The organism is Paractinoplanes toevensis, from assembly GCF_018332695.1.
Classification (GTDB): Bacteria; Actinomycetota; Actinomycetes; order Mycobacteriales; family Micromonosporaceae; genus Actinoplanes; species Actinoplanes toevensis.
The window spans coordinates 83024-96622 of the sequence record NZ_BOQN01000093.1 but is presented as its reverse complement, the minus strand read 5'-3'; the positions used below and the strand labels follow the sequence as shown (position 1 = coordinate 96622).

The 13599-nt window shown below is 71.4% G+C and carries 9 protein-coding genes; 3 read left to right on the top strand and 6 right to left on the bottom strand.

Annotation, left to right across the window (positions count from 1 at the left end; genetic code table 11):
• The 4 genes from Ato02nite_RS36250 to Ato02nite_RS36235 all read right to left on the bottom strand — a co-directional run.
• Positions 1-662 (bottom strand): NAD-binding protein (locus Ato02nite_RS36250; protein WP_213011201.1); only part of this gene is annotated, 662 nt, incomplete at its 3' end.
• A gap of 34 nt (positions 663-696) precedes the next feature.
• Positions 697-1311 (bottom strand): dihydrofolate reductase family protein, encoded by a 615-nt coding sequence (locus Ato02nite_RS36245; RefSeq protein ID WP_213011200.1) that lies wholly within the window; start codon positions 1309-1311, stop codon positions 697-699.
• Between the two features lie 107 nt (positions 1312-1418).
• Entirely contained in the window at positions 1419-1709 is a 291-nt protein-coding gene (locus Ato02nite_RS36240) for a hypothetical protein (RefSeq protein WP_213011199.1), read from the bottom strand.
• Positions 1710-1803: 94 nt separating this feature from the next.
• The gene (locus Ato02nite_RS36235) at positions 1804-5244 is read right to left on the bottom strand and encodes a LamG-like jellyroll fold domain-containing protein (RefSeq protein ID WP_246607887.1); all 3441 of its coding nucleotides are present in this window, start codon (positions 5242-5244) and stop codon (positions 1804-1806) included.
• 221 nt (positions 5245-5465) lie between these two features.
• On the opposite strand from Ato02nite_RS36235, the gene Ato02nite_RS36230 reads away from it, so the two are divergent.
• A complete protein-coding gene (locus Ato02nite_RS36230; protein WP_213011197.1) occupies positions 5466-8723 on the top strand; it encodes a S8 family serine peptidase in 3258 nt (1085 codons plus the stop codon).
• Between the two features lie 2 nt (positions 8724-8725).
• Here the strand turns inward: Ato02nite_RS36230 and Ato02nite_RS36225 are convergent, their stop codons facing one another.
• Positions 8726-9616, bottom strand: coding sequence for a DUF1295 domain-containing protein (locus tag Ato02nite_RS36225; protein ID WP_213011196.1), 891 nt, complete (start codon positions 9614-9616; stop codon positions 8726-8728).
• A gap of 17 nt (positions 9617-9633) precedes the next feature.
• Here Ato02nite_RS36225 and pepN point away from each other — a divergent pair, with 17 nt between their 5' ends.
• Positions 9634-11940, top strand: coding sequence for an aminopeptidase N (gene pepN / locus Ato02nite_RS36220; RefSeq protein ID WP_213011195.1), 2307 nt, complete (start codon positions 9634-9636; stop codon positions 11938-11940).
• Positions 11941-11955: 15 nt separating this feature from the next.
• Here pepN and Ato02nite_RS36215 read toward each other — a convergent pair whose 3' ends face one another.
• Positions 11956-12744, bottom strand: a complete 789-nt coding sequence (locus tag Ato02nite_RS36215) for a maleylpyruvate isomerase family mycothiol-dependent enzyme (protein ID WP_213011194.1) — start codon at positions 12742-12744, stop codon at positions 11956-11958.
• Between the two features lie 56 nt (positions 12745-12800).
• Here Ato02nite_RS36215 and Ato02nite_RS36210 point away from each other — a divergent pair, with 56 nt between their 5' ends.
• The gene (locus Ato02nite_RS36210) at positions 12801-13547 is read left to right on the top strand and encodes an alpha/beta fold hydrolase (protein ID WP_213011193.1); all 747 of its coding nucleotides are present in this window, start codon (positions 12801-12803) and stop codon (positions 13545-13547) included.
• Positions 13548-13599 lie beyond the last annotated feature (52 nt).

Sequence of the window (13599 nt, the reverse complement as noted above, 5' to 3'; positions counted from 1 at the left end):
GGCGGGCCGGCGGGCCGGCTGCGCAGGCCGGCCTCGGCCAGTTCGGCGGCCGTGCCGAAGAGGGTGACCAGGTCGCCGGGGCGCACCCGGTGGTCCCGTCCGGGACAGACCACCATGTCGCCGCCGTCGGCCCCGGTCACCGCGAGCGGGGCGAGCGAACCGAACCGCGAGCGCAGCCGGCCGCCGGTGTCCGCGACCACCTGGGTCGCCACGAACGGGTGGCCGTCCAGGTCCAGGTCGTGGGTGCCGGTGCCCAGACACGATTCGACCAGGGACGGCGCGGACAGGCCGGCCACGTCCAGTACGGAGATCGACAGGGCGGACAGGGCGCGGCCGACCGCCGGGTTGCGCAACTGCACCACGATCCGCAACCCGGGGCGGTTCTCCCGGGTCAGCAGGGCCGCCTCGATGGTGTGCAGGTCGTCGGCGAGCACGCAGATGACCGCCGCGGCGCCGGCCAGGCCGGCCTCGTCGAGCGTCTCGATGAGCCGGGGACTGCCGACCACGATCGGTACGCCCCAGCCGCGCACCACCCGGACCAGTCGCGGATCGGCGTCGTCCTCCACGACGACGACCTGGACCCCGGCGAGGTGGAGCTGCTCGACCGTGCGCAGCCCGACGTCGTCGAGCCCGCAGACGATGATGTGGCCGCGCCGATTCATCGGTGCAGGATCAACGGCAACCGTTTCGGCGGTGTTACGCGTTGCCCGGCGTGCGGTCCTTGATCTCGTCGTACCCGACCTTGGCCGGGTTCTCGGCCGGCGTGTAGATCACCCGGATGACCCCGGTCGGGAACGCCTCGGTGGCGGCGACCCGAAGGTGGTACGCGGTGTCGCCGTCGTCGAACAGCCGGCGGCCCTTGCGGGCGGCGACCGGGTGCACGAGCAGGCGCAACTCGTCGATCAGGTCGGCCGCGAGCAGCTGCCGCACCACCGAGATCGAGCCGGGGATGAGGATGCCCTTGACGCCGGGGTCGGCCTTGAGGGCGGCGGCCGCCTCGACCAGGTCGCCGTCGATCAGTTCGGAGCTGCGCCAGGTGAACTCCAGCGGTTGCCGCGAGACGACCACCTTACGAACGTCGCCGAGCTGCTTGGCGAACCCGGCGTCCTCACCGCCGGCTTCCTCCCGCCCGGGCCACGCCCCGGCGAAGCTGTCGTAGGTCTCGCGCCCGATGAGAAGCACGTCAGCGGTCTGATAGTCCTCCTCGACCGCGCGCCCCATGTTCTCGTCGAAGTAGGGGAAGTGCCAGTCCGGGTCGATCTCGGCCACCCCGTCGGCCGAGATGAACAGGGTGGAGATGATCTTCGCCATGGCGGTGATCCCTTCGTTCGGGTGTCGTCGCGAGGGTAGACCGGCGCGGCGCCCGAAACTCATCGGCGGGCCCCCGGCGGATTCGAGCGCCGGGGACCGCCGACCTGCTAGTAGCGGCCCCGGCCGCCCTTCGCCGCCGCGTTCGTGGCGTGGATGCGGTAGAGGATGCTGTCCGGTTCTGTTCCGGTCAGCGCTACCCCGCAGGTCAGGTTGTTCTGCACGGCGGCCAGTGCCGTCTGCAGCACCTCCTGCCGGATGTTCTCCAGCACCCCGAACCAGACCTGGGTGAACTCGCCCTGGACGTCGGACAGGAGGATCGCGATCGAGCCGTCCTCGATCGGGCCGACCTGATCCACATAGCAATCGAAGAACTTCAGCTTCTCGAAGGGAACCGTCACGTTGCACCTCAATCTCGTCACTGTGGGGACATTGACGAACACCCCACGTATACACCCGGGGACGGTGCCCCGGGTGCGGACGAGGCCGGTCGGATCAGTGACTTTGCCTGCTGTAGGGGGTCACCGTCACCCGATCGAGGACCGGGGCGTACGCCGAGCGGAGCAGGATGTCCGGCCACACGTTCGACGCGTACGTGGTGCCGTCGAAGTTGGGTAGTTCGGCCGAGGAGAACCGGATCGTGTTGTTGCCCTTCTTCAGCTGGACCGGGACGGTGAGCTCCCAGAAGTTGTTGTCGTGGAAGCTGTGTGGGAACAGCACCCGTTTCGCCGCGCCGCCGTTGATCGCGATGTCGGCGTGCCGGGCGAGCGGGTCGGGGTTGTAGTGGGTGGCCTCGGCCTGCTCGGGGTTGGAGTAGCGGATCCGCAGGGCGTACCGGCCGGCCTGCGAAGCGGGCACGGTGACGGTCAGCGTGTCGGCCCCGCTGATGCCGGTCACCGCCCGGCCGCCACTGGCGAGACTCTTCGCCACGACGGTGCCCCCGCCGCTCTCGGCCTCGACCGTGGTGACCGGCAGGGTGCTGGTCGGCGTGACGTCCAGCCGATCGATCACGGCGGCCAGGGTGGTCGCCGTAGCGGTGACCTTGTTGATGCCGCCGGACAGCGACACCGCCACCTTGCCGGAGCCGACGTCCACCCCGTTGACGGCCAGCTTCGCCGTGCCGGCCTTGACGCGCAGGTCGAGCGTGGATTCGGCGTCGGCCTTGGAGTAGACCCAGAACGTCGCGGTGCCGCCGCGGACCAGCGCGGCACCACCGGCCCGGGGCAGCCCTCGGTCGAGATCGGCGAGTTCGGCCTCGTAGGTGGAGGTGGCCGGGCGGGGCAGGGCCAGGGTGATCCGGTCGAGGATCGTGTCGCCCTTGGTGGCCCGGGTGCCGTCGAGGCTCCTGGCGGCCAGGGCGATGGTGTGCTTCCCGGCGGTCAGCTGGACGGTGGTGTCGGTGTGGTCCCAGACCACCCACTTGTAGCCGAGCGGCAGGAACAGCTCCTGCTCGGCGGCCCCGTCGACGCGCAGGAACACGTTGGTCGGCCCCTGCTCCCGCACCTGGGGGTAGGTGTTGAGCGAGTTGGCGAAGACCGACAGGTCGTACTGGCCGGTGACCGGCACGTCGACGTCGAAGGTGAGGACGCCGTCGCTGCCGGTACGCAGGCCGCCCACGTCGTACCCGCCGGAGGTGTAGAACTTCGACACGTCCGCGGTCGAGCCCTCGGGCCCGTTCTTGCTGTAGCCGCCGCCGGTGTAGACCGCCGCCTCGGCCTCGTAGGAGCCGGTCCACTGCGGGGTGGCCCGGGAGCCGGCCGGGCCGGGGGAGAGCACGATCTCGTAAGCCGACGACTCGGTGAGCCCGGACAGCTCGACCGCCGCCGTCCCTCCGCTGACCGCTACGTCCTTCTCGGTCAGCAGGCGCGGCTGGGCCGAGTCGCCGATCTGCCCGGTCCACGGGATCTCCCGTACCGTGGCGTGGACCTTCCGGCCGAAGGCGGCGGGCACGTTCGTGAACTGCAGGTAGCTGCGACCGGCGGCACCGCCGATGATGGCCCGGGCCTGCTGCTTGGCCCGATCGAGGGTGGCGACGCCCTGCAGCGTGTAGTTCTGGCCGGGATACGGCGGCGTGACCGCCACGGTGTTACCGGTCATCTGCCCGTACGCGTTGAACAGCCACCACTGGCCGTTGCCCCGGTTGGCCTGCACGGCCGAGTCGGAGATGTTGCCGTCGATGTTCCAGTACGCGATGTCCGCGTCGACCTTGGACTCCTCGATCGCCGAGATCCACTGGATCATCTGGCCCGGTACCGAGGTGTGGTAGTTGAAGGCGTACTCGTTGATGTTGATCGGAAGATGTTTTCCGGGCAGCAACGCAGCCTCCCACTCGCGGTACTCGGCGACGCTCTCGCGCACCGCCTCGGGGTGGCTCAGCTCGTGCCAGGTGATCACGTCGGGCAGGGTGCCGGCCGCGTCGGCATGCTGGAGGAAGCCCTTGACCTGGTCGAACAGGACGCTGGTGTTGGGGCCGGCGATCCGCGCGGCCGGCATCTTGCCCTTGATCAGGTGGTAGACCTCGTCCCAGGCCCGGAAGTAGTCGGCCGGGTCGGCCAGCCAGGAAACCCCGTTGTAGCTCCACTCGCCGGTGCCGAACATGTTGCCCTCGGGCTCGTTGAACGGCACGAACACGATGTTGTCCTGGTACTTCGACGGCAACGTCAAAACCTGATCCACCTGTACGGCGATCTTCTGCTCGAACAGCGACAGCTTCTCGGCCGGCGTGCTGCCCGGCCACTGGTACGGGAAGCCGCGGTGGATGTCGGTCATGTAGATGTAGACGTCCCCGTCGGTGCTGTCGGCGAGCGGCTTGACCACCTCGAGCGCGTCGGCCCCGGGGTGCTGCGGCCCGTCCTGCGCCTTGGTCGACACGGTGCGCAGGTTCATGCCCTCGATCAGGTTGTTGGTCGGCACGCCTTCGCCGTACAGCCCGTAGAGCGACCCGGACGCGCCACCGTGGAACTTCCCGGTCGACTTGCCGAGGTCGATGGTCATCTCGCCCTCGCGGATGACGGTGACCGTGGCGGTGACGGCGGTCCCGGCCGCGGTGCCGGTCACGGTGAACGTGCCGCGCTGGGCGTACTTCGCCGGGTCGACGGTGGCCCAGACCAGAGGCACGTCCCGGTCGTACCCGTCGGAGAAGGTGCCGCGAACGCTCGCCGGCAGGGCCGGCGCGGTGCCGATCGTGGTGCCGACGGTGAAGGCGGTCTGCGCGATCCCGGTGACCGTGGGCGTCCCGCCGACCTCCGTGGCGACCTGCGCCGCGGTCAGCGCGGTGTCCCAGACCCGGAAGTCGTCGATCGCGCCGTCGAAGAGCGGGTCGGCGTAGAACGACTTGCCGAGGTAGCCGGACGACGTGGTGGCGGCGTCGACGAGCCCACCCGCGGTGACCGTGGTGGCGGCCGAGGAGACGGCGGCGCCGTCCAGGTACGTGGTGAGGCGGCCGGCCGCCGTGTCGAGCGTGACCGTGATGGTCTTCCAGGCATCGGCGGGCAGCGCGGCCGAGCCGATCACCTCGGCCCCGGCCCCGGCGACGTTCGCGGCCACCCCGGTGAGGAGTTTGCCGTCGCCGCTGTACGGCGTGGTGAACAGCCGGCTGGTGGTGTCCTTGCCGAGCGCGTAGATCCACTGCCAGGGCGCGAGGGTGCCGTCCCACTTCACCCGGATCGACAGGGTGAGGTCGGTGCGGCCGTCCAGGATGGCCTTCGGCAGCGTGACGTACGCGCCGTTCGATGTCGGTGCACCCCCGGGGAGTTGCAGGGCACCGTCGGCGAACACCGCCGTCGAGGAGTTGACCAGCGTGCCGTCGAGGCCGTGGCCGGACGAGTCGGCGATCACGCCGGTCGCCGGATCGTCGGCGTCGAAGGTGTAGGCGACCACCGGTGCCGGGGTCGCCGCCGAGGCCGCGGACGCCGGTGCGACGACCAGCAAACTCATCAGAGTGATTACCGGAAAAGCTTTTCTCAACTCGGTCCACCTCATCGATCGCGATGAAACCCGGGGGTTTCGGCCACGTTACGGAGAGGCGGCCGTGCGCGTCAATGGATCGAAGTGCCTCGAAGGAAAACGTTTTCTTAAATATGACGTGTGGCAGGTTGCGCTGATTTGCAAGTGTCTATCCCGGAGCCGGGACGGTCCCGGCACGGGGAGGCACCCAGATGCGTCGACGAAGACTGTCCGCCGTACTGCTCACCTCAGCCCTGGTTCTCGGGGCAATGCAGGCACCGGCGGCAGCCGCACCGTCCACGACCACCGGAACGCCGACAGCACAGAAACCCATCTCGGTCACGCTGCTCACCGGCGACCGGGTCACCACGCACGGCAAGGGCGCGACCGTCCAGCCCGGACCGGGTCGCAGCAAGATCCGCTTCCTGAGCCAGACGATCCAGGGCCACCGCTACGTCATCCCGACCGACGCGCTCGCGCTCCTGCGCGCGGGACGTCTCGACAAGCGGCTGTTCGACCTCACCGAGCTCGCCGCGCAGGGTGGGGGCGACCTTCGACTGCTCATCTCGTACCCCAAGAACAGCGCAAGCGGCGCACGCAGCGCGCTCACCGCCGGTGGTGCGCGGGTGACCCGCGACATCGCGTCGGTCGGCACCCTGGCCGCACGGGCCAACCTGGCCGAGCGGGCCACCCTCTGGTCGTCCCTGACCAGCGGTACGGCCAACGCGCGCTCGCTCAAGCCGGGCCTGCAGCGGGTTTGGCTGGACGGCAAGCGCAAGGTCAGCCTCGACCACAGCGTGCCGCAGATCGGGGCGCCCACCGCCTGGCAGGCCGGCTACGACGGCACCGGTGTCACGGTCGCCATCCTCGACACCGGCATCGACGCGACCCACCCCGACCTGGCCGGGAAGATCGTCGCCGCGGAGAACTTCACCACCGCGCCGACCGCCGACGACGAGGTCGGGCACGGCACCCACGTCGCCTCGATCATCGCCGGTTCCGGTGCCGCGTCGGGCGGCCGCTACAAGGGCGTCGCCCCCGGCGCCAAGCTGCTCATCGGCAAGGTGTGCGAAACCGAGTTCTGTGACGACTCGGCGATCCTGGCCGGCATGGCCTGGGCGGCCGAGCGCGCGCCGGTGATCAACATGAGCCTCGGCGGTGGCGACACCCCCGAGATCGACCCGCTCGAGCAGGCCGTCAACGACCTGACCGCGCAGTTCAACACGCTGTTCGTGATCGCGTCCGGCAACGCCGGCCCGAACACAGCCGGTTCACCGTCCACCGCCGACGCCGCGCTCTCGGTCGGCGCCGTCGACCGCGACGACCAGCTGGCGTACTTCTCCAGCACCGGCCCCCGGGCCGGTGACCACGCCATCAAGCCGGACATCACCGCGCCCGGCGTGGACATCGTGGCGGCCAAGGCCAAGAACGGTTTCATCGGCGACCCGGCCCCGGTCGACGGCTACGTGGCGCTCTCCGGCACCTCGATGGCCACCCCGCACGTGGCCGGCGCGGCCGCGATCCTGACCCAGGAGCACCCGGCCTGGTCGTCGAAGCTGCGCAAGAGCACGCTGATGGGCTCGGCCAAGACGATCGAGGGCTTCGACGCCTTCGAACAGGGTGCCGGCCGGGTCGACGTGGCCCGGGAGATCACCCAGACGGTCGCCGCCGACGAGGGCAGCCTCAGCTTCGGCCTGGCGATCTGGCCGCACGGTGACGACCAGCCGGTCACCAAGACCATCACCTACCGCAATTCCGGTACGGCGGCGGTCACGCTGGCGCTGTCCGCGCCGGGTGCGCCGTTCACGGTCGCGGCCACGCAGCTGACCGTCCCGGCCGGCGGCACGGCCTCCACCACGGTCACCGCCGACACCAGCTCGCCGTCGCTGTCGGACGGCCTGCTCAGCGGTTACCTGGTGGCGACCGCCGGCGATCTCAAGGTGACCACGCCGCTGGGCGTCGACCGCGAGGTCGAGAGCTACGACGTCACGGTCAACACCATCAACCCGGACGGTACGCCGTCGCTCGACCACTACGCGGGCCTGTTCAACCTCGACACGTTCCAGAGCTTCGACGTCTACCAGGCGCAGGGCTCCGAGACGGTCCGGTTGCCGAAGGGCCGCTACGGCGCGTTCGTCTGGATCAACAACGCCGAGACCGAGTCGACCGCGATGCTGACCATCAGCGAGTTCGTCGTCGACAAGGCAGCCACGATCACGTTCGACGGCCGCCTGGCCAAACCGATCAAGGTCAAGGCACCGCAGGCGAACGCGGGCACGGTGCTGGCCGCGATCAACGCCGACTGGACCGGCGAGGACTTCGGCATCGGGGCGAGCGCGCTCGGCCTGACCTTCGACCAGCTGTCCGCGGCACCGGCCACCCCGGTGTCCAAGGACTTCTTCCTGGCCAGCGTGAACGGGTCGTTCGCCGACCCGGGCGCCGACGGCACCTACCGCAACAGCCCGTGGACCACCGACCTGGCGTACTTCCAGCCCGGCAAGATGTTCAACGGGCTGAACAAGGCGCCGCGCCTGCGGGACCTGGCCACGATCAAGGCCGACTACGCGGTGGCCGCCACCGGGGCCGAGGGCGCCAAGGCCAACTTCGCCCAGTACACCGAGAACAGCGGCGGCTGGTCCGTGGCGCTGCCGTTCTCCCTGCCGTTCCACCGCACCGAGTACGTCAACACCGAGTCGCAGTGGTCCACCGACTTCTACCAGCAGCTGCCGGCGGTCGGCGACGACTTCCCGGAGCTGATCAGCGAGCAGCTCGGCGCCCGCGCCCCGCTGCGCGCCGGCCGCACCTACCACCAGGACTGGAACACGGCGGTCTTCGGGCCGAACGTGACCCAGCCGTTGTGGGAAGGTGACTGGGTGACCCGGCAGGGTGACCACCTGAGCGCCTACCCGTCGCTGTTCGGCGACGGAGCCGGCCACCCCGGCTTCTCCACGACGGACAGCTACACCTCGGAGCTCTACCAGGGCAGCACCAAGATCGGTGAGGGCGGCGAGTACGACCTGCCGGCCGCCACCGCGAAGTACCGCCTGGAGGTGTCGGCCACCCGCAGTGCGCCGCACCTGTTCTCCACCTCGGTGAGCGGCACCTGGACGTTCAAGTCCGGCCACGCACCGGCGGAGGGCTACCAGCGGCTGGCCCTGTCCACGGTCCGGTTCAGCCCGAACCTGGACGACCACAACGCGGCCACGGCCGGCCGCCGCTTCGAGATCCCGGTGACCGTCGAGCAGCAGCCCGGCTCGACGGCCGGCACCGCGAAGTCGGTCAAGGTCGAGGTCTCGTACGACGACGGCAAGACGTGGCAGCGGGCCGACGTGCGCGGCTCCGGCAACCACCGGGTGGCGACGGTCCACCACCCGCGCGGCGCCGGCTTCGCGTCCCTGCGGGTCGCCTCCACCGACACCAAGGGCAACACGGTGTCCCAGACGGTGATCCGCGCGTACGCCCTGCGCTGACGCTATCTCTGTCGCCGGGCTGGGCCGTTCCTGGTCCAGCCCGGCCACGGGAGCAGGGCCGGGACATGGCTCATGTGCTCGGCGTAGGCCGGGCGGCGGGCCAGCGAGCGGCGGTCCATCAGCGGCACGCTCACCAGCGCGAAGAGCAGCACCATGACGATCGGGCCGGCTACCGTCCACCACCAGCCCGGTGCGGCGGCCAGGCCGAACAGCCACAGGCCCCACCAGAAGCCGATCTCGCCCAGGTAGTTGGGGTGGCGCGAAAACCGCCACAGACCCCGGTCGATGATCCGGCCGCGGTTGGCCGGGTCACCCGAGAAGCGGTGCATCTGCCGGTCGGCGACCGCCTCGAGCAGCACGGCGCCGCCGGTCACCAGCACGGCCAGGGCGTCCAGCCAGCCCAGCGGCCGGTCGGTGACGGTCACCGCGGGCCACACCGCGAGCAGCCCGGTGAAGACCACCAGCGTCGGCATGACCTGGATGCCGGCCAGATTCACCAGCCACCACGGCAGCCAGGACGGCCGCTGCTCGCGCATCTGGACGTACCGCCAGTCCTCGTGGTCCAGACCGCGCCACGACCGCAGCCAGTTGGCGGTGAGCCGGACCGCCCAGATCAGCACCAGCGCCAGCACGACCAGCTGCCGCCCGGTGATCTCGTCCCGCCCCAGCACCCAGGCCAGGACGATCACCGGCGGGGCGACACTCCAGTACGGGTCGTAGAGGCTCGCGTTGGCGACGATCAGGCTCGCCGCGAACACGACGACGGTGGCGACCAGATCGGCGCCGAGCGTGATCACCAGCGGGTGCGGGCCGTCGACCGCGGCGGCGAACGCCCAGGCGGCCAGCCCGGCCACCAGGTAGGTGAGGGCGACGACACCGAGCGCGCGTTTCATGCGGAGAGAATAGGCGGGTGTCACTGACTCTGGACGAAGCCCGCGCCCGCGCCGCCCTGCTGTCCGAGGTCTCCTACGACCTCGCGCTCGACGTCACCGCCACCGAGGACTTCCGCAGCCGGGTCACCGTGCGGTTCCGCACGAGCGGCGGCTCCACGTTCCTGGAGTTGCACCGGGCCCTCTCGCTCCACGTGACGATCGACGGCGAGGTAGTCACCCCGGCCTACGACGGGCGCCGGATTCCCCTCGACGGCCTGACCGCCGGGCGGCACGAGGTGGTCGTGGACGCCCGGCTGCGGTACGTCACCGACGGCGAGGGGCTGCACACCTTCACCGACCCGGTGGACGGCGAGCGGTACGTCGGCGCGTACCTCGGCCTGGACATCACCCAGCGCCTGTTCGCCTGCTTCGACCAGCTCGACCTGAAGGCACCGATCACGCTGAGCGTGGCCGCCGACCCGGCGTGGACGGTCCTGTCGAACGGACACGAGCTCGCCACCACCCCGCCCATCCCGTGCGACCTGTTCACCGTCGTCGCCGGGCCCTACCACTCGGTGCGCTGGGAGCACCGCGGTGTGCCGATGGGCTGGCACGCCCGCCGGTCGCTGGCCGCCGAGCTGGACCGGGACGCCGGGGAGCTGCGGCGGGTGACCGAGGCGTGCTTCGACCACTACGCCGTGATCTTCGACGAGCCGTTCCCGTTCGACTCGTACGACCAGGTCTTCGTGCCCGAGCTCAACTGGGGTGCGATGGAGAACCCGGGCTGCGTCACGTTCAACGAGTCGATGCTGCCGCGCGGCCGGGTCACCGACGACGACCGCCGGCACCGGGCCATGGTGATCGCGCACGAGATGTCGCACATGTGGTTCGCCAACCTGGTCACCCCGGTGTGGTGGGAGGACGCCTGGCTCAACGAGTCGTTCGCCGAGTACATGGGCTTCGAGGTGGCCGAGACCGCGGCCGGCTTCACCGGCGCCCGGGTGTCGTTCGAGGCGGCCTTCAAACCCGGCGCCTACCGCGCCGACCTGCGCCGATCCACTCATCCGGTGGCACCGGCCGCAGAGGATGTGCCCGACGTCGACGCCGGGACGAACAACTTCGACAGCATTTCGTACGGCAAGGGCAACGCGGTCCTGCGCCAGTTGGTCACCTGGATGGGGGAGCGGGACTTCCTGGCCGGCGTGAACGAGCACCTCAACCGGCACCGGTTCGCCAACGCCACCCTGGAGGACCTGCTGTCGGCGCTCGACGCGGCCTCCCCGCGCGACGTGCGCGGCTGGGCCGGGGTGTGGCTGCGGCGGTCCGGGCACGACACGATCCGGGTCACCCGCCGCGGCGACGTGCCGGTGCTGACCCGGGACGGGGTCCGGCCGCACCGGTTCACCGTCGCGGCGTACACGGCCTCGCTGGAACCGGTCGGCTCGCGGCTGGTCGACCTGGCCGGCGAGCCGCTGGAGCTGCCGGAGTGGGCCGGCCTGGCGGTGGTGCCCAACGCGTACGGCGAGACCTTCGCCCGCCTCGAGCTGGACCCGTTCTCCCGCGCGGCCGTCTCGGACGGCCTCGCCGGCCTGCCCGACCCGCTGGTGCGGGCGGTGCTGTGGACGGCCGCCCTGGACCTCTCCCTGCTCGCCCGGCAGCTGCCGGGCGAGCCGTCACCCACTCTGATCACCGCCGCCCTCGACCGGACCCGGCACGACGTGCGGCGCGGCGTCCTGCCACCGGCGCTGGACGTGATCGCCGCGGCCTGCGCGATCGATGGCGAGCCGGACGAGCAACGCGCGGTGGCCCTGGCCGGCGGCCTGGCCTGGAGCACGAGCGACACCGCGATGCTGCGCCGCCGGCTGGCCGGCGAAGGGCTGCCGCTCGACCCGCGGCTCCGCTGGGCCGTCGTGCACCGGCTGGCCGAGCTCGGCGACCTCGACGAGAAGGAGATCGAGGCCGAACGGCGGCGGGACGGCACGGCCACCGGCGAGCTCGGCGCGGCCACCGCGCTGGCCGCCCGGCCTACGGCCGAGGCGAAATCGGCGGCGTGGGCGGAGATGACCGGTGACCCCGACATTTCCGTACGCCGTTTCCGCGCGCTCGCCGACGGACTGTGGTCGCTGTCCCAGCGGGACCTCGTGGCGCCCTACCTCACCGCGTACGTCGAGGCGGCACCGTCGCTGGCCCGGCGCGGCTCGGCCTTCGCGGCCGCGGTCGGCCGGTCCTTCCCCGCCCTGCCGCTGACCGCCGCCGAGCTGGAGCCGGTGCGCGCGGCGCTGCGCGGCGACCTGCCCGCCGTACTCCGTCGTTTCTGGGAGGACGAGCTGGACGACCGGCCGTAGCTCGCCGCGAGCTGGTCAGAAACCGGGGAAGGCGGTGCGCAGCTCGTCGAGCGTGATGTTGCCGGACACCTCGACGCCGGCCGGCGTGAAGCGCGGGCCCAGCCGGCCGTAGATCAGCCGCACCGCCGCCTCCAGCGGCCCGGCGAACGTCGCGCTCGCCGGCAGGGTCTCGGTGGTGAGCCGGGCCGCGTCGTCCAAAACGATCCGGTACGGCGTCTTGCTGATCTCGATCACGGCGTTCTCGCGGACCTCGGCCGGCTTGCCGATGAAGCCGAGCAGGAAGCCGATCCCCCCGCTGAGGTGCTCCGCGAGCAGCTGCGCCGACGGCTCGGTGAGCGCCGCCGCCGGGTCGACACCGGCCCGGACGTCCCAGCCGTGCGGAACCACCTCGCTCAGCCGCATCGCGGTGAACCCGGCCAGCGGCAGCGGCTCGGGCAGGAACCCGAGCTTGACCGGCAGGTCGTCGTGCCGCGACTCCGGCACCGCCTCGAGTGCCGCGACCAGCGCCTCGTCCGACCCGACCCAGCCGGCCGCCTGCTCCTGCGGGCTCAGCGCGTTCCACCGGTCCCACACGCTCTGGTTGAAGTCCGGCCCCGGAGCCTCCGCATCACCGAGGGCGGCCCGGAAACCGGCCAGCGTGATCTCCGCGCCACTGCCGAGGTGCGAGAGAACGTCGGCAACGGTCCAGTCGGACGCGCCGGACGGTCCGCTGAGCTGCTCGGCGGAGAGCGAGGGAACCAGGCGGGCAAGGTCGTCGTGCTCGCTGCGCAGTGCCGAGATCGTACGGCTGGCAAGGGTCGTCATAGGAGAGAGCGTAGCGACGCCGGTCCGGCGCCCGGCAGGGATGGCAGACTTTGACGATGGTCGTGGATCTGCGGGTGCGAGGTGGCGGGGACGGCGAGCCACTGCTGCTGTTGCTGCACGGGCTGGGTGCCTCCGGCGGGGTCTGGGCCGAGTGGGGGCCGGTGCTCGCGCAGCGCTGGTCCGGGCGGTGGCTGGCGCCCGACCTGCCGGGGCACGGCGGGTCGGCGGCGCTGCCGGAGTACACGTTCGAGGCGCTGGCCGCGGCGGTGCGGCCGCTGGTGGAGCCGGGCACCGTCGTGCTGGGGCACTCGCTCGGCGGGGTGGTGGCGCTGGAACTGGCCGCGCGGGCCCCGGTGGCGGCGGTGGTCGGGCTGGGCATCAAGGTCGCCTGGAGTGACGAGGAGCTGAGCCGCGCGCGGGCGCTGGCCGCGCGGTCGGTGGGCTGGTTCGGGTCGCGGGACGAGGCGGTCGCGCGGCACCTGCGGGTGTCCGGGTTGGCCGGCCTGCTGGCCGAGGACGACGCGGCGGTCCAGGAGGGCGTTCGCGAGCAGGACGGCCGATGGCGGCTCGCGCTGGACCCGCGCGCTTTCGGGGTGGGCGCGCCGGACATGGCGGGGCTGGTGGCGCGGTCGGCGGCGCCGGTCAGTCTCGCCCGCGGGGAGCACGACCCGATGAACACCGACGAGCAGCTCGCCCGGCTGGGTGTTCCGGTCGTCACGCTGGCGGGGCTGGGGCACAACGCCCACGTGGAGAGTCCGGCGGAATGTGTCGCACTTGTCCGATCACGCGCAGCCCGTCGCTGATCCGGCGAAATCGGTGGTTCAGCCCGGCCCGCTGCCTGACAGTTAGGGAGGG

Coding starts and splice junctions, on each gene's coding strand:
- Ato02nite_RS36230 (WP_213011197.1), top strand. CDS start 5,466: ATGCGTCGACGAAGACTGTCCGCCGTACTGCTCACCTCAGCCCTGGTT.
- Ato02nite_RS36225 (WP_213011196.1), bottom strand. CDS start 9,616: ATGAAACGCGCGCTCGGTGTCGTCGCCCTCACCTACCTGGTGGCCGGG.
- Ato02nite_RS36245 (WP_213011200.1), bottom strand. CDS start 1,311: ATGGCGAAGATCATCTCCACCCTGTTCATCTCGGCCGACGGGGTGGCC.
- Ato02nite_RS36210 (WP_213011193.1), top strand. CDS start 12,801: ATGGTCGTGGATCTGCGGGTGCGAGGTGGCGGGGACGGCGAGCCACTG.
- Ato02nite_RS36215 (WP_213011194.1), bottom strand. CDS start 12,744: ATGACGACCCTTGCCAGCCGTACGATCTCGGCACTGCGCAGCGAGCAC.
- Ato02nite_RS36235 (WP_246607887.1), bottom strand. CDS start 5,244: ATGAGTTTGCTGGTCGTCGCACCGGCGTCCGCGGCCTCGGCGGCGACC.